The organism is Profundibacter amoris (genome assembly GCF_003544895.1).
GTDB classification, from domain to species: Bacteria; Pseudomonadota; Alphaproteobacteria; order Rhodobacterales; family Rhodobacteraceae; genus Profundibacter; species Profundibacter amoris.
The window spans coordinates 3,152,822-3,167,599 of the sequence record NZ_CP032125.1; the positions used below are offsets into that span (position 1 = coordinate 3,152,822).

The window sequence follows — 14,778 nt, forward strand, 5'->3', positions numbered from 1 at the left end:
TCAACATGTTAAAATACCTCCTCATTCTCGCTATCTCTGTTCTGAATGCCAATTCGGCATTTGCCGGTTGGGTGGATTACCCTGCCCTCTATGACGTAACGGGCGTGGCCCCGGATGATGTGTTGAATGTCCGCGAGGGGCAGTCTGCCTCGACCCCGATTATCAACACCCTTGCCCCGAACCAGCGCAATGTCGAAATTGTCGCTGTCAGCAATGACGAACGCTGGGGGCTCGTCAGTTTCCCAGAGGGCAGTGGCTGGGTTTCGATGCGGTATATGGCGCGGCAGCCGGGCCAAGATCCACAATTTCTGCCCAAACCGCTTGGATGCGGCGGCACCGAGCCGTTTTGGGGGCTAAGCATTAACAACCAGACAGCACAATTCGATATGATGGGGGAAAGCCCCCGCACCTATACCCCGATCTGGGAGGATATTCCGTCCGGAATGCAGGCGGTTTCGTATGCTGTTAAAATGCAGGGTAACGGCGAAGACATTACCGCCATCATCAGCCGCAACCAATGCAGCGACGGGATGAGCGACAGTGTTTACGGCTTTCGCATTGATGTCATCCTCTCGGGGCAATCGGGCAACCGGTATTACACCGGTTGTTGTTCGCTGAACTAGGGCCTGTTGACGTTCCCCACACCGCACTGGCGCGAGTCCAAAATTGCTGCCAGCGCGTTGATTTGTCCGCAGCGATGCCGGTATCGGTAAGGGGAAATCCGCGTGTTGGAAGCAATTTTGGCCGCGTCCCGCAGGGATTTCACCAAAATCCGCCATTGCGACACCAATTTCGCTCGCAAGGGGGCCACCCTTGCGGCACTCAATTGGCTTGCACTGGCGGATTTTGGGTCGAAACCAGTGTGGTGTAGGGAACGTCAACAGGCCCTAAAGGCGCGTGATCAAAAGCGCCAGATATCCGGCCCCGATCGCAAGTATCAGCGGCGAGTAATAAAGCCGGTTCAACCGGTAAAACGGCTGCCCCACCGGCATGGGCACCGGCAGATAGGTCACGATTCCACGCAGCAAAAAGATTGCCGTCAATGTGGCCAAACCCGCCGTGCAAATCCAGTCCGGCAGCGGAAGGGAAACCACCCCCACCCCCCACAGTGCAACCACAGCAGCCGCAATCATTCCGCCAGCCACAGCCAGCGTTAAACCGCGCGGTGGCATCATGTTGGTCCCTTCCACCCCCAGCGCCGCATTGACCAGCGCCTGTTCATCCTTTGCGGGCCATGTCGTCCCGAACGCCCAAGCGATGTGCAGCAGGGCCGTCACCAACAAAACCACAAAGATAAATCCTGCCACCAATGCCATAACCTGACCTTTTAAAAATTCCATACGCTACCGTATGTTACCCATCCCCTTGCCCAAGTCAATACGCCTTCGTATGGTGCCCCCATGAAGCAACGTCTTTCCCCCATCGACTGGATACAGGCCGCCTTTCGGGCGCTCACCACCGGCGGGCCCCAAGCCATCCGCGCCGAAAGCATCGCGCGGGTCCTGAAGGTCAGCAAAGGGTCGTTCTATTGGCATTTCAAAGATGTGCCCGCGCTGAAACAGGCGATGCTGGATCACTGGCAACAGGTGGCCACGCAGGATGTGATTGATCTGGTCGAATCCGGTGCGACCGATGCCAAGGCCCGCCTGCACCTGCTGGTGCGTGTTTCAACTGCCCTGCCCGATGATGATTACGGCGGCGGCTTGGCCGAAGCCGCCATCCGCGACTGGGCACGCTATGATCCCGCAGCCTCCAAGGTTGTTAAAACCATTGATGGCCAACGGCTGAATTTCGTGGAAACCCAGTTCCTTGCACTCGAATTTGGCCCACGGCAAAGCACACAGCGCGCAACCATCCTATATGCGGCCCTGATTGGCCTGCATCAATTGGCGCACCACGGTTTATCAAAACCGGCAAGCGATCTGTCCGCCCTGCTGGATCACCTGCTAAAGTCCTAAATAGTTTCACAGTTTTTAACGTGGAAGGGATGCCGTTTTTACTGACTGTTCTTGCCTGCCTGAACATTTCCACTAAACCGGTTTAGTAGTTTTAGTGGAAACGTCTATTTATTCTATTAATACAATGTCTTACTTGTAATTATGACCGCCGAAATTCTTGAGTAATTTGCAACAACAAAGGCCCGCCAATCAGCAGGCCTTTCATCTTTCTGCCCCTAATAGCCCTAGGTCACCACCCGCAGAGTCACATTCACCCGCCCGCCACGCGGCAACAACCCGCAGGAGCCGAACCGTATCCGGTCCACCCCGTGATACGCCTTCCGCGCCGCACCGCCTATCACCACCACATCGCCCGAATTCAGCCAAAGCGTATCGGTCGTCCCCTTGCGCTGCTCCCCGCCCATGCGAAACAACCCGTCATCGCCCAGCGAAATCGACACCACCGGCCAGTGCATATCGGCTTCGTCCGTGTCGCGGTGCATCCCCATTTTCGCCCCTTCACCATAGAAATTGATCAGACAGCTTTCCGGCGCCCGCGCCACACCCGCCACCTGCTGCCAAACCTTCAATGCACTTTCAGGGATCGGTGGCCACTTTGTCCCCAAAGGATGGCGATTTTCGTAACGGTATCCCGTGGCATCCGAATACCAGCCATATTCCCCCGCCGAAGTCATCCGCACCGACATCGGCTTGCCATAGGGCGTATCGGGTGAAAATGGCGGCGCAAGGCGCATCACCTCGCGCAAATCCGAAATCATCACGGCCTGCGCGGATGCATCTAGCACCCCTTTGTATATCTCGAACCCGCGCACCCGCAGTGTCGGCTCCGGCGTGGTGTCCCCTTTACAAACGATTTGAAACCTCGATCAGATTGCCATCGGGGTCACGCAAATAAACCGAGATTATCGGTCCCTCGATCACCGTAACCCCGTGATCCGCCAGATGCGCCTGCCAATCCGCCACAGGCTCATCACTCAGAAAACACAGGTCCGCCGATCCGGCCGTGGCCCGTTTCGCCTTGGGCTCGAACTCCTGCCCGAGTTGATGCAGATTGATCTTCTGCGCCCCGAATTTCAGCGCCCAGCGGGTTGTGCCATCCGCCGGCGTAAACCGCTCGGCCTCCATCCCCAGCACATCGCAATAGAACCGCACGGTTGCGTCAATATCGGCCACCGTCAAAACCAGATGATCCAGCGCGTTCAACTTCATCTTTCCATCTCCGGCTTGCATCATTACGCTGACACCATGCAACAGTTTATCGACAAATCGCAAACCACATCCTGCGCAATGGACGCGGCCCGCGCCACAGCATTGCACGCCGCCCTTGCCCTGCCCGATCCCGCACCACAACCGGGTGATGCCCTGCCACCGTTCTGGCACCAGATCTATTTCTGGGATGCCCAACCGCCAGAATACCTTGGACGCGATGGCCACCCCAAAACCGGCGATTTCATCCCCGACCTTGGCTTGCCGCGCCGCATGTGGGCCGGTGGCCGGTTGCAGTTCCACGCGCCCTTGCGCAGCGCCACCCCCGCCAGCAAGACCACCACGATCGAGGCTATCACCCAGAAACAAGGCCGCACCGGCCCGCTGGCCTTTGTCACCCTGCGCCATGAAATCACCCAATGCGGCTCCCTGTGCGTGACCGAACACCAGAACCTTGTTTACCGCAACGATCCCGACCCGAACGCCCCCAATCCCGCCGCCCCGACCGCCCGCACCGATGAAACCACCTGCGAGCGCCACAGTTTTTCAGCCACCCTGCTGTTCCGTTACTCAGCGCTGACCATGAACGGCCACCGCATCCATTACGACGAACCCTATGCGCGTAATACCGAGGGTTATGCAGGCCTTGTCACCCACGGCCCGCTTCTGGCGCAATTGCTGATGCTGATGGCCGAACGCCATCTTGGCCCGCTAAAAACCTTTACCTTCCGCGCCACCGCCCCGCTGGTTCAACAGGAAACGGCAGACCTGTGCCTGAAGGGTAAATCCCTGTGGGTGCGCGGGCCGGACGGGCAACAGTGTATGGAGGCTACGGCAGGTTAGCCGCAACCGTAAACCCCGCAGGTATCCCGCCCGCATTGCCATCCAGAATCAGATCGGCCATCACCTCGCCCACCTTCGGCGCCATGCCAAAGCCGATTTTGAACCCGCCATTGGCGATGAAATGCCCGTCCCGTCCGGGGTAAGCCCCCAATATCGGCGCCAGTTTTCGCCCGCGTGGCCGCACACCGGCCCAACGCTCCAGAACCTCGGCCCCTTGCAGCACCGGAAAGGCGTCAAATACCCGCGCCAATACATCATCCAGCAACCCGTCCACTGCCTGCGGCTCGTCAAAATACCGCTCGCTGGTTGATCCGACCGCCACAGTCCCGTCCTGATGCGGCACCACATAAATTCCGTCATTGAAAAGTTGCGGCACATCACCGGCGTCATAGCGCAATAAGGCCGATTGTCCCTTCACACCGTTGCCAATCTCGACCCCGAATTCATCGCACAGCGCCAGCAATCCGCGATACCCCGTGGCCCAGACCACCGCGCCTTTGAACTCAGGTTCTCCCACCACAATCTCGCCGCCCAGCGCCTTGATCGCCCCCGCCAGACTACCCGCGGCCCCGCGCGGTTGCATCCGCGCACTTAAGGTGTCATGCACCAGATACCCCGTCGGACTGTCGGGCGCCCAAGCCCCATAAGCAGACCTCTCGACCACCCGCCATTCAGCCACCCCACGCCACAACTCGCGCGCCTCTTCCTGCCGCTCATAGGACAGCTCCAGCACCCGCGCCGACACGATCGGCGACAACCGCCCGACCTGCCCATAGCCCGAAGCCGCACCCGACAACCGGTCCACCTCGCGCCAATGTGCCTTGGCCATCACAAGGCTTTGATACTGGAATTCTTTTTTCTCGTCCCAGCGTTCGGGCACATGCGGGGCCAGCGCCCCGACCAAACCGCCGCTGGACCCTGCCCCGATACCGGTATCATCAAACAGGCGCACTTTGGCCCCACGTCTGGCGCAGGCATACGCCACCGACAGCCCGAATATCCCCGCCCCGATCACCGTCACATCCACCATTGCCAAACCTTGCGCCTTCTGTTCATTGTCAAAGGCGTTATGACCCAAACGCACCCGCAAAACCAGACGGCAGAATTGGAATGGCGTGACGGCACCCTGCCGGTCAGCACCCGTTTTGACGATCCGTATTTCTCGCTTGAAAACGGGTTGGCCGAAACACGGCATGTGTTTTTGGCGGGCAACGATCTGCCCGCACGATTTGTCAGCGGGTTCCATATTGCCGAACTGGGCTTTGGCACGGGGTTGAACATGTTTGCCGCCTTGCTGGAATGGCGAAAGGCGGGGTTCAAAACCCCGCTGCGTTTCACCAGTTTCGAAGCCTTCCCGATGGCGGCGGATGAAATGGACAAAGCCCTTGCCGCCTTCCCCGAAGCACACGCCATCGCCGCCCCCTACCTGACCGAATGGGCCAATGGCGCGCGGCGCATCGAAACCGGCGACCTGATTGCCGAGATCATCATCAGCGACGCCCGCACCACCCTGCCTGCATGGGATGGCGCGGTAGACGCATGGTTCCTCGACGGGTTTTCGCCCGCCAAAAACCCCGAGCTTTGGGAACAGGGCCTGATGACCGAAGTCGCCCGCCACACTGCAAAGGGCGGCACATTGGCCACCTACACCGCCGCCGGTTTCGTGCGCCGCAATCTGGCCGCCGCCGGGTTCACTGTCACCCGCAGCGCCGGATATGGGCGCAAGCGGCACATGACAACGGCCACCCTGTCGTGAGCGCACAGAACATCCGCCTTGGTATCTGGCTGATGGTCGCGACCACCTTTGTCTTTTCCGTGCAGGACGGCGTTTCGCGCCATCTGGCGGGGCAATACAACACCTATATGGTGGTGATGATCCGCTACTGGTTCTTTGCCGCCTTCGTGATCGCGATTGCCGCCCGCAGCAACGGCGGTCTGCGCAAAGCAGCCCGCAGCCGCAAACCTCTGCTGCAAGCCTTTCGCGCCCTGCTACTGGTGGCGGAAATCTGCGTCACCGTGCAATCCTTTGTGCTGCTGGGGCTGACCGAAACCCACGCCATCTTCATCAGCTACCCGCTGCTGATCGCAGCCCTCTCCGGCCCTATCCTTGGGGAAACTGTGGGCTGGCGTCGCTGGATTGCGGTTGCCATCGGCTTTGTCGGGGTGCTGATCATCCTGCAACCGGGGCTGACCGTGTTTCAACCCGCCGCCATCATTCCGCTGATCGCCGCCTTCATGTTCGCCCTGTACGGGCTTCTGACCCGCTATGTCGCCAGATACGACAGCACCGCCACCAGCTTTTTCTGGACCGGCACGGTGGGGGCAATCGGCATCACCGCCGTTGGACTGTGGTTCTGGGAACCGATGAGCGGGGGCGACTGGATCTGGATGGGCGCCCTATGCCTGCTGGCGGTGCTGGGTCACTGGCTTCTGATCAAATGCTACGAGGTGGCCGAAGCCAGCGCGGTGCAGCCCTTTGCCTATCTGCAACTGGTCTTTGCATCCTCCATCGGCATCTTTTTCTTTGGCGAAACCCTGCGCTGGAACGTGGCCCTTGGCGGCGCAGTTGTCGTGCTGGCCGGCCTGTTCACCCTGTGGCGAACCCGCACCAAACCGGCCTGATCCTTCTTCTTGCCTTAGAGCGCAGCGCCTGAAATCCTACTTCTTGCGCCACGTCGCCAGCCACGCCATGAACCGCCCCCAGATACCGCGAGCCTTTTCGCTGGCGGCATCCGCATGGTCATCCACCTTGTCCCAGACCTCGCCCGCATCTTCCAGCAAGGGATCAACCGAGCGCTCCCTGAACTGCCGCCACATCGCAACGATGAACCGCCAGGCGATGAACAGGAAGATAAAGAAGAAGATGTTGAACCACGGAATAATAATCACATCAGGGCTATCAACGGCCCGTATACCCACCGCATTCGGATAAACAGACATGAACTTGATCCGCCAGCCATAATGGGTGATCACCGCCCATTGCTCTCCTCCCCGCGAAGCAAGTGCTGCGGCTTCGGCCTGAAGGTCGGAGCTGTCGAATTTAAAGTAGGGCGGCCAGATCCAGCCGGTATCCTCGTTGCGGTAAACCATAATCTCGGTGGCATCGCGCGGAACAAAACCCAGCAGCCATGTCTTTTTCTTTTCCGTGTAAATCAGCCGGATATCCCGCGTGGTCAGTTCGGCATTGCCACTGTCCGCCTGCGCATAGAACAACCGGTTATACCAATTGAAATCGGCACGGATCACTTCGGTCGAGGTTACGCGAACAATATCGTGCTGAGGCAATACATAATGGAAAAACCCGCCCACAAGCAGAAACAGCAAAACCTTCACCGTGATCTTGAATTTACGCATAACCCACCTCTAATTCGAATTCATCACGATCAGCAGAATTGCCACCGCAAATGTCGGAATAATATAGACCAGCCAGATCAGCTTCTTGCGAAAACCGTTCTCGTATTCGACCATTCCCTGTTCAATATAAGCATCCCGCGCCGCTTCATCACCCCCGTCGGGGTGATCGGCGTCCCAGGCATCTTCCAGCTTCTCGCGCCGGATTGATCGCGAATAGATCGAGATCGCGAAATAGACCACGGTCATTGCGATAAAGCCCAGCACCACAAGGCGGATAAATCCCATGTTATTTCCTCCTTCTGACCGCGCCCCTTGGGCCGACCAGCTCTATCAGATCTTCGGGTTCCGGCAGGGGGGCCGGTTCTTCCATTGGCTCGCCCTCGCCAAACAATGCCTTGCGCGCACCGGCCTTGTCCACCTGATACTCGCGCTCCAGAAACTCGGCCACATAGGTTTTCTTGGCATCGGACCAGCCGGCATAGGAATGGTAGAATCGCTCTTTATGGCAAATGAACAATTGCCGGATGTCCTTGGGCGTCAGCGCCGCCAGCAGCATATTCACCAGATCGCGGTCCTTGTGCGGCTTGGCCCGCAGCGTATAGAAATACGCCGGATGGTCCGAGGTGATCCGCGGCCATTTCCCCCCGCCCTGCGCCCAGCGCAACAGGGAAGCCAACCCGTGAAATTCCTCGGGCAGATCCGCTGCATAGCGCCTTGTCAGTGCGCGAATATCCCGCCGCGTGGCATGGTCCAGCTTTTCGCCCTTTCCAGCCGCCACATCCACCACAATGAAATCCATCTTCTGCTGCAAAATCGCCGCCGCATCTACACCGCGTGCCTTGACAATCGGCTCGACCAGATCGTTCAGCTCCAGAAAAATCGCAATCTCGTTACGGTCCGTAAAATCGAAAACATATTTGATCGGTAACTCGCCCAGTTCGGCCTTGCCCCCCGCACAAATCGCCGCCGGATTTTCCACATCGCGGAAAACATACAGGCCGCCAAAATGCTTGGTCCAGAAATTGTCCTGCCCGAACGTCATCTTCTTCAGCTTCAAAGGCGCCCGCGTCACATCGCCGGTTTTCTTGGCCAACCCGATCATTTCCGCAATCAGAACATCATCCCACCAGGCATCTTCCTCGCGCTTGAACCGCTCGATCTTGTCCGCCAGCTCCTCGGCCGATTTCACATGCGCCTCGGTCGTATCCGCTTCGATTGTCACCTGCCGTATATCAAACAGCTTGGTCGGTTCCTCAACCGAATAGACCGAGTTCAGCAACTCGCCGGCCACCGCGTCCTTGGCGGTCAGGGCAAACAGTTTCGCCTCGTTTTCCTCGATAAACTGGCGCAAAATCCCGCGCGATGTGGAAAACTGCGCATTCAGCAGCGGGGCGGTTTTCTGTTCGGTGGTCAGCAGGATGAATTGCCGGTTGCAGCCGCCTTCGTTCAGGTAAAGATGGTCGCCCAGACTGTCGCCCACCTCGGGCGAATAGCCGGAAATATCGACATGAAAGGATTTCAGCCGCGTCTTTTTCCCCGTCAACTGTTTCAGCGCGCGGTTATACCGCTCGATCAGGGCGGGCGAAGATATCCGGATCAGATTGCCAAACATCAACCCGCGTTCAATGAGGCGCTTCAAAATTCCCCTCCTGTCTTTCGACCGGCCCAAAGACGGCGAACGACAAAGAACACCGCAACCCCCGTTACCACCCAGTAAACCGAACTGGCCAAAGCAGCGCCAATAACTTTGCCAGTCTCAACAGCGTCCAGTTGCGCGGCCCCTGCCTGCATTGGAACTCTTGCAAACAGAATCATTGCAACAATCGCAACACTGATCGCCCAGCTTAGGGCCAACCATCCGGCAACACCACGCCCCACGCTCACCACCGCACACAAGACGGAGGGCGCAACGGGGATTAGCAACAAAGTGACAATCGAGATCATATCTCCGGCCTCCATTTGCTTGGCTGCATCGCCAGCACCGCCAGCAATATCGGCCCCCACAGGATCGCCGACAGCATCCCCAGCCGCGTCAGATGCCTGATCATTTCGCCGAAATGTTCATACATCATCCCCATCATGCGCACATCCTGATCCAGATAGAACCATGTGAAATACAGCACCGAGACAAACAGCAACACCCCGCCGGACGCCAACAGGTTCAGCCCCAGCCCTGCCATATTCTCGGGCAGCTTTTTCGCCAGCCACAGTGGTAGAAAAACCGCCAGCGCGGCGATCAGAACCGCCGGCAAGATCATCGAGGACCAGTGGGAAAGGACGTTGATCGGGGTCATTACCCTTTCCCCTCCAGATACCTTCTCTTGGCCTCTTCCATCCGCCGCATATCCCGCACCGCGTTTTCAATCGCGATTTCGTCGGATTTATCGGCATAGCGGAATTCGCTGTCCGCATAGCGGTTGATTTCCTGTATCACCATTTCCACGGTGATCGGCTGCGTCATCTCGCGGATCATCCCCAGTTTTTCGTCGTAAGGCTTGAACAGGAACAGGTCCGGCTCCTCCATCCATTCGTCCGGCAGTTCGAAATCCATCGCCCGCACCTTGACCGCGTCGGTGATGTTCTTGATCGCGCGGCCTGTGAAACGCGCATCGGCCTCCTGAATGCCCTTCAGATAGGTGCCCAGTTTGGCAATCGTATCCAGATCGCCGATTTCGCTGTGCACCCGTTCGAACACCTTCAGCAGGCCTTCTTCACGGGGTTTGGAATGGCCCTCGAAACTGGCCGCCACGGCCTTTTTGATTTCCTGCGCCGCGAACAGCTCGTGATCGCCCACAGGGATCGAATGGTTCTTGCCCATCAGCAGATGCAGGATGTCGATGTAATCCTCGCGGGTCTGCGGCCCGTCTACCAGAAACCGCGCGCCGGCCCGCTGGCGCAGGGCGTCGTCCACGTTTTCGGGGTAGTTTGAAAACATCCCGAAGGTGCAATTCCCGCGCACCACCGTATTGGCGCCTGCGAAACTCTCCATCAACACGGCGGTAATTTCCAACTGCCCCGCGCTTGATTGCTGATCCCCACGCTTGCCCGCCAGTTGATCAATATCGTCAATCGTGCCAAAGCCGATCACATTCGGGTCCACCACATTGTTGATAAACGCCTTGGCATTCTGCCCCGATTTTCCCTGATAACTGTCGATACTGTCGGTCGAAAGGTTCTGGAACCGGAACGGATAGCCCGCCACCTCGCAATAGCCCGAAATCAGCCCCGCCATCATCTGGATCAGCGTGGTTTTCCCCGTGCCCGGCGCGCCATCGCCCATAAAGGTAAAGATAAACCCGCCCAGTTCGGCAAACGGATTCAGCTTGCGCTCGAAATCATAGGCCATCAGCATTTTTGCCAGTTTCACGGCCTGATATTTGGCAATATGGTTGCCCACCACCTCGTTCGGTTTCTTGAACGTCATGGTCAGCTTGAACCCCTTGGCCGCCCGCGCCGGTGTGAAACCGGCAATCGTCAGATCATCCGCCTCGACCTTGTAAGACGCCCCCGTAAAGGCCCCCAGACGCGGCGCGTTTTGTGCCCGCAGTGCAACCTTTTCCATCACCTGTTCGGCAAAGGCCAGAACCGTGGCAATCAGCTTGGGTTCTTCATCGGCAAAAGTGGCCAGATCCTGATCCAGCTCCCACAACGCGCCGTGCAGTGCCAGCAATGCGTTGTCAGTCAACACCTCGTCGACCTCGCCGATCTCCACTGAAACCTCGCTTGCATGCGGGGCCAACAGGAATGATGCGGCATTGGCAAAGGTATAAAGCGTCGCCAATGCCTCGGCGGCCAGCAATTCAGCAAACTCATTCTTCTTGCCCGCTGCCAGTGACCCTTGCAGATTGTCCTTCTTCAGCGCAACCAGTCCGGTAACTTCGGCAAATCCTTCGCCCACAGCCAGTGCAATCGCCAAGGCGCGGCGCAGGGCCGACATCACATTGGCCTGCACCGGTGATATGATCACATCGCCATCATCCGCCGCCTCAATACGCGCCAGCAACTGCACCCCTTCGGGCCGCGCGGTAGAGCGCGTCACCAAACCCGGTGTCGTCGAGCGAAACCGCCGCCGCGTGCCCAGACCGGCCGACTTTTCCTTCACCTCGACATCGCGCGCCTTGGCGATCCGTGGCGTATGGTCAAAGCCCGTCAACATGGCCGAGGCCGCGTCATAATGCTTGCGGATAGCGTCCTCGGACAACTCCATTTGGTCAGACGGCATATTCATAAACTATTCCTCATCTTTGTTCCTTAAATATCCCCCGCGCGGAGCGCATAGAATCCTTAACGGTAACTCAGCACTCGCCCCTGCGGGCTGACCACAAATTTGCGTATATGGCGAAACCCGCGCGGCTTTTTCTCTTCCAGCACCTGATAGGGTTTTTGCGGCAGGATAATCGCCCGCTCGACCCGCGTTGCCCCCGTATCCGCCCCGTGGCCGGAAAACGGATCCAGCGCAAAAATCTCGCGTTCGACCGAGCCAAACCATCCGGATTTCTCCTCGATCACCCGCTCGCTTTCCAGCTCTTCCATCGTCCAGGCCAGCGCCCAGTCCTGGCCCATGCCTGCGTCGGCCTCTTCCAGCACCTCGCGCAGCGGTCCCGTCTGGCGGGTAAAGGCGGATGAATACATCGGCCCCACATGGAACCGGCGCAGGCGTTTGGGGTGCAGATCATCAAAATCCTCGTCAAAGCCTTTGGCGACTGTCACCAACTTCAGCCCGCCCAGCGATTGCGCCATCAGATGCGCCTGGGCTTCGGGCCAGCGGCGCTGGTCCTTTGGCAAAGCGGTTGAACCGGTATCTTCGACTTCCATCAGATAGATCACCGGCAGGTTCACCTGACTGTCGTAAACCGCCCAATGCACCAGATAACGCCGCCGGCTGTCGCCGTCATTGCCCATCCACAAGGCCTCGGGATCATTCTGGGGCCAGAATAATTCGCCCTTTTGCAACTCCTCGTAATAGAGCCGCTGCGACATCGCGAATTGCAGCTTGGTCGGGATTTCCAGATCGCCCACGATCTTGCGGATCATGTCGTCCTTGATCTCGGATTTGGCGGGCATGTTGCGCAAATGGCGTTCGGCCTGATGGGCGTCATTGGCCATGGTCATCAGTTCCTGCGCCACCGGAAAGCCGCTTTCGACCCGATCAAAATCCAGCACACCGGCCATCGGTCCGCTAATCCGGCCCGTCAGCAGGTATTTGTTGGAAAGCGCACTGAATGTGCGGGAAATCCCCAGAATATAACGCCCGAGGATCGCCACATCCGCCTTGCTTAACTTGCCTTCGGACTCCATCGCGCCCGCCACCCGCGCCATATGCGTGGTGATCGCGTCAAACTTGGCAAAATACCGCCGCGCCGTCAGAGCGTCGTTTAGCTGGGCGTGGTCTTGGGTGAGGTTAGTTTTTGCCATGCCTCTTCCTCCAGAACTGATAGAGTTTCACTGATGGATAGACCGCGAAACAGCCAAAAAAGAGGATCAGATCGACAAGAAGCTCTAGATCAATGCCGAATACACTGCTTCGAATCAATGACGGGCCACCTTTAAGTGCCGCATAGAACATTAACATCACACCGATTATTAATGGGTATCTTTTGACGAGCCCCAAATTCTAAGACCCATACAGGTTCTTGTCATGCTTCTCGACAATCTTCGAGAATCTCCGTGCGAACCGCTCGTCCGCCTTGGCCTTTTGCTCCAGCACCTTGCGGGCAAACACCATGTGGTCCTCGTGCGCTTCCATCATGTCGGCCATCCGCTGATTGGTTGCCGAACCAATCGCCGCCATCGCCGCCTGTGCCTCTTGATCGGTTTCAACGCCGATTTCGTTGATCCGGTGCGCCACATCCTGTTGCTGCGCGGTTTTCAGAGATTTGGTCAGCGCATCATACAGCACCACCCGTTGCTTGGTGTCTGTTTGCAGTTTGTTGATCAAAACCATCTGCGTTGCCGCCTGGTTCTGCAATGAATCAATCCACGTTTTGCCGGTCTCGATATAGCGCTCCAAGGTTTGGGATTTGGCCAGCTTGACCTGTTCTTCCTGCACCATTTCGTTGTATTTCGAGTTCAGCTCGGCCAGTTCGGTTTCCAGCTTGGTGCGCGCCGCCGCATCCTGCTCCACCGAAATTTTGTTCTCCAGCTCGATAATCTTCGGGTCCATCGCTAAAATTTCGGCCCGCAGGGTTTCCAGCTCGCCAACTGTTAGCTCGCGATCATCCAGCGTTTCGGACAGGTTCACCGAAACCTTTTCCTTTTGCACGTTCAACTCGGCCAATTGGCCTTCCAACAGTTTAACAATCACGTCGGATTTGGAAATCAGGTCCTGAACCTTTTCATCCACTGACGCCCCGCGAATACGTTCCTGACGCATTGAATCCGCCTTGGCCTTGGAGAAGATGCCGATAAAGGTCTCCATCCCCGTTTTGTTGCGCATTTCGTCAAAATCTTTGGAAAAGCCAGCGGTTACATCGTCCAGCCCCATGATCAGGTCGGCGATATTGGCATTCATCAGCTCGGTATGGGCATGAACATCTTCAAGCGTGGCGTTCTCGACATCAATGTTGATGCCTTTGTCCAGCTTGCTGCGCGCCGCTTCAATGCGGCTGGTGATTTCGGAAATTTTGCTTTGCGCTGCTGCAACCTGTTCCTGGGATTCGCGTATCTGGGCGTCAAAATCGGCCATTTTTGCTCCTTATAGATGAATGTATTACGCTATATATGGGCAGTGATTTGCCGTTTTTCAAAGCGGAGACATTATATTTCCCCGCTGTTATCCCCAAAAACCCGTTATTTATCAAGCCTCCAGACGCACCAACTGGGCCAGTAATTCCGTTGTGTTGCGCGCGCCGAACTTCTTTCGCAGGTTGGTGCGGTAATCTTCGATCGTGCGCGGGGACAGCGACAGGCGGCGGGCGATCTCTTTGCTGGTCAATCCCTGACTTAAAAAACCGACGACTTGGCGTTCGCGTTTGGTCAGGGCGGTGTCCGGCATTTGCTCGGGAATATGCGCGAAACTCAGGATCGTGCGGGCCAGCGGATCATCCGGCGTCAGGGTCACGGCGCGGAACCGGCACCAGATCTGCCGGCCATCCCGATGGCGCACCAGCCGTTCGTCCGTATAGCAACCGGAGTCCTTTAGATGCGCCAGCCCGATATTCCTGATCTGCCGAAACTCGCCATCGCTTTGATACAGCATCCGGAACGACTGCCCCAGCAGTGCCTTTTTGTCATAGCCGACCATTTCGCAGAATGTATCGTTGCAGGTGCGGATCACGCGGTCTTCGGTCAGCACCAGTCCCATCGGCGCGCTGTCAAAGGCCAGCAGGGATAATTCGTCCAGTGTTTGCGCCATTACCGTGTTTTTACCGTATTGTGTGAATTCATCCTTTTAATTGATACTCTTATTACCATCGGG

General features: G+C 57.6%; 17 protein-coding genes. 5 read left to right on the forward strand and 12 right to left on the reverse strand.

Annotated features, from left to right (window positions below; translation table 11 throughout):
- Positions 1-5: 5 nt before the first annotated feature.
- Complete coding sequence (locus BAR1_RS15725; protein WP_118943904.1) at positions 6-623, forward strand: COG3650 family protein; 618 nt, start codon at positions 6-8, stop codon at positions 621-623.
- Positions 624-887: 264 nt separating this feature from the next.
- On the opposite strand, the gene BAR1_RS15730 is transcribed toward BAR1_RS15725, so the two are convergent.
- Entirely contained in the window at positions 888-1,340 is a 453-nt protein-coding gene (locus BAR1_RS15730; protein WP_118943905.1) for a DUF3995 domain-containing protein, read from the reverse strand.
- Between the two features lie 60 nt (positions 1,341-1,400).
- Between BAR1_RS15730 and BAR1_RS15735 the strand changes: the two genes are divergently transcribed.
- On the forward strand, positions 1,401-1,958 hold the full coding sequence (locus BAR1_RS15735) for a TetR/AcrR family transcriptional regulator (protein WP_118943906.1): 558 nt from the start codon (positions 1,401-1,403) through the stop codon (positions 1,956-1,958).
- A 224-nt stretch (positions 1,959-2,182) separates the two neighbouring features.
- Here the strand turns inward: BAR1_RS15735 and BAR1_RS15740 are convergent, their stop codons facing one another.
- Complete coding sequence (locus BAR1_RS15740; RefSeq protein ID WP_323368594.1) at positions 2,183-2,776, reverse strand: alpha-ketoglutarate-dependent dioxygenase AlkB family protein; 594 nt, start codon at positions 2,774-2,776, stop codon at positions 2,183-2,185.
- 25 nt (positions 2,777-2,801) lie between these two features.
- A complete protein-coding gene (locus tag BAR1_RS15745) occupies positions 2,802-3,167 on the reverse strand; it encodes a VOC family protein (protein WP_118943908.1) in 366 nt (121 codons plus the stop codon).
- Between the two features lie 36 nt (positions 3,168-3,203).
- Between BAR1_RS15745 and BAR1_RS15750 the strand changes: the two genes are divergently transcribed.
- Positions 3,204-4,007, forward strand: a complete 804-nt coding sequence (locus tag BAR1_RS15750; RefSeq protein ID WP_118943909.1) for an FAS1-like dehydratase domain-containing protein — start codon at positions 3,204-3,206, stop codon at positions 4,005-4,007.
- On the opposite strand, the gene BAR1_RS15755 is transcribed toward BAR1_RS15750, so the two are convergent.
- The gene (locus BAR1_RS15755) at positions 3,994-5,037 is read right to left on the reverse strand and encodes an NAD(P)/FAD-dependent oxidoreductase (protein WP_323368595.1); all 1,044 of its coding nucleotides are present in this window, start codon (positions 5,035-5,037) and stop codon (positions 3,994-3,996) included. The genes BAR1_RS15750 and BAR1_RS15755 overlap by 14 nt on opposite strands.
- A 39-nt stretch (positions 5,038-5,076) precedes the next feature.
- Here BAR1_RS15755 and mnmD point away from each other — a divergent pair, with 39 nt between their 5' ends.
- Both mnmD and BAR1_RS15765 read left to right on the forward strand, forming a co-directional pair.
- Positions 5,077-5,763 carry a tRNA (5-methylaminomethyl-2-thiouridine)(34)-methyltransferase MnmD gene (gene mnmD / locus BAR1_RS15760; protein ID WP_118943911.1) on the forward strand — a complete coding sequence of 229 codons (687 nt, stop codon included), beginning with the start codon at positions 5,077-5,079 and terminating at the stop codon, positions 5,761-5,763.
- Complete coding sequence (locus BAR1_RS15765) at positions 5,760-6,629, forward strand: DMT family transporter (RefSeq protein ID WP_118943912.1); 870 nt, start codon at positions 5,760-5,762, stop codon at positions 6,627-6,629. Before mnmD ends, BAR1_RS15765 begins: the two co-directional genes overlap by 4 nt.
- Before the next feature lie 36 nt (positions 6,630-6,665).
- Here BAR1_RS15765 and BAR1_RS15770 read toward each other — a convergent pair whose 3' ends face one another.
- From BAR1_RS15770 to BAR1_RS15810, 8 genes are all read right to left on the reverse strand, one after another.
- A complete protein-coding gene (locus tag BAR1_RS15770; RefSeq protein ID WP_118943913.1) occupies positions 6,666-7,361 on the reverse strand; it encodes a DUF1523 family protein in 696 nt (231 codons plus the stop codon).
- 9 nt (positions 7,362-7,370) lie between these two features.
- Complete coding sequence (locus BAR1_RS15775; RefSeq protein ID WP_118943914.1) at positions 7,371-7,646, reverse strand: hypothetical protein; 276 nt, start codon at positions 7,644-7,646, stop codon at positions 7,371-7,373.
- Position 7,647: 1 nt separating this feature from the next.
- Positions 7,648-9,000, reverse strand: a complete 1,353-nt coding sequence (locus BAR1_RS15780) for a DUF6638 family protein (RefSeq protein ID WP_118943915.1) — start codon at positions 8,998-9,000, stop codon at positions 7,648-7,650.
- 301 nt (positions 9,001-9,301) lie between these two features.
- Entirely contained in the window at positions 9,302-9,655 is a 354-nt protein-coding gene (locus BAR1_RS15790; RefSeq protein WP_118943917.1) for a hypothetical protein, read from the reverse strand.
- On the reverse strand, positions 9,655-11,589 hold the full coding sequence (locus tag BAR1_RS15795; protein WP_118943918.1) for an ATP-binding protein: 1,935 nt from the start codon (positions 11,587-11,589) through the stop codon (positions 9,655-9,657). The genes BAR1_RS15790 and BAR1_RS15795 overlap by 1 nt, the downstream gene beginning before the upstream one ends.
- 56 nt (positions 11,590-11,645) lie before the next feature.
- Positions 11,646-12,776 (reverse strand): hypothetical protein, encoded by a 1,131-nt coding sequence (locus BAR1_RS15800; RefSeq protein ID WP_118943919.1) that lies wholly within the window; start codon positions 12,774-12,776, stop codon positions 11,646-11,648.
- A 199-nt stretch (positions 12,777-12,975) separates the two neighbouring features.
- A complete protein-coding gene (locus BAR1_RS15805) occupies positions 12,976-14,046 on the reverse strand; it encodes a coiled-coil domain-containing protein (protein ID WP_118943920.1) in 1,071 nt (356 codons plus the stop codon).
- 111 nt (positions 14,047-14,157) lie between these two features.
- Positions 14,158-14,715 (reverse strand): PAS and helix-turn-helix domain-containing protein, encoded by a 558-nt coding sequence (locus tag BAR1_RS15810; protein ID WP_162891815.1) that lies wholly within the window; start codon positions 14,713-14,715, stop codon positions 14,158-14,160.
- Positions 14,716-14,778 lie beyond the last annotated feature (63 nt).

What these genes read in the sequence shown, in the direction of transcription:
- BAR1_RS15725 (WP_118943904.1), top strand. Translation starts at nt 6, where the DNA reads ATGTTAAAATACCTCCTCATTCTCGCTATCTCTGTTCTGAATGCCAAT.
- BAR1_RS15730 (WP_118943905.1), bottom strand. Translation starts at nt 1,340, where the DNA reads ATGGAATTTTTAAAAGGTCAGGTTATGGCATTGGTGGCAGGATTTATC.
- BAR1_RS15735 (WP_118943906.1), top strand. Translation starts at nt 1,401, where the DNA reads ATGAAGCAACGTCTTTCCCCCATCGACTGGATACAGGCCGCCTTTCGG.
- BAR1_RS15745 (WP_118943908.1), bottom strand. Translation starts at nt 3,167, where the DNA reads ATGAAGTTGAACGCGCTGGATCATCTGGTTTTGACGGTGGCCGATATT.
- BAR1_RS15750 (WP_118943909.1), top strand. Translation starts at nt 3,204, where the DNA reads ATGCAACAGTTTATCGACAAATCGCAAACCACATCCTGCGCAATGGAC.
- BAR1_RS15755 (WP_323368595.1), bottom strand. Translation starts at nt 5,037, where the DNA reads ATGGTGGATGTGACGGTGATCGGGGCGGGGATATTCGGGCTGTCGGTG.
- mnmD (WP_118943911.1), top strand. Translation starts at nt 5,077, where the DNA reads ATGACCCAAACGCACCCGCAAAACCAGACGGCAGAATTGGAATGGCGT.
- BAR1_RS15770 (WP_118943913.1), bottom strand. Translation starts at nt 7,361, where the DNA reads ATGCGTAAATTCAAGATCACGGTGAAGGTTTTGCTGTTTCTGCTTGTG.
- BAR1_RS15775 (WP_118943914.1), bottom strand. Translation starts at nt 7,646, where the DNA reads ATGGGATTTATCCGCCTTGTGGTGCTGGGCTTTATCGCAATGACCGTG.
- BAR1_RS15790 (WP_118943917.1), bottom strand. Translation starts at nt 9,655, where the DNA reads ATGACCCCGATCAACGTCCTTTCCCACTGGTCCTCGATGATCTTGCCG.
- BAR1_RS15795 (WP_118943918.1), bottom strand. Translation starts at nt 11,589, where the DNA reads ATGAATATGCCGTCTGACCAAATGGAGTTGTCCGAGGACGCTATCCGC.
- BAR1_RS15800 (WP_118943919.1), bottom strand. Translation starts at nt 12,776, where the DNA reads ATGGCAAAAACTAACCTCACCCAAGACCACGCCCAGCTAAACGACGCT.
- BAR1_RS15805 (WP_118943920.1), bottom strand. Translation starts at nt 14,046, where the DNA reads ATGGCCGATTTTGACGCCCAGATACGCGAATCCCAGGAACAGGTTGCA.
- BAR1_RS15810 (WP_162891815.1), bottom strand. Translation starts at nt 14,715, where the DNA reads ATGGCGCAAACACTGGACGAATTATCCCTGCTGGCCTTTGACAGCGCG.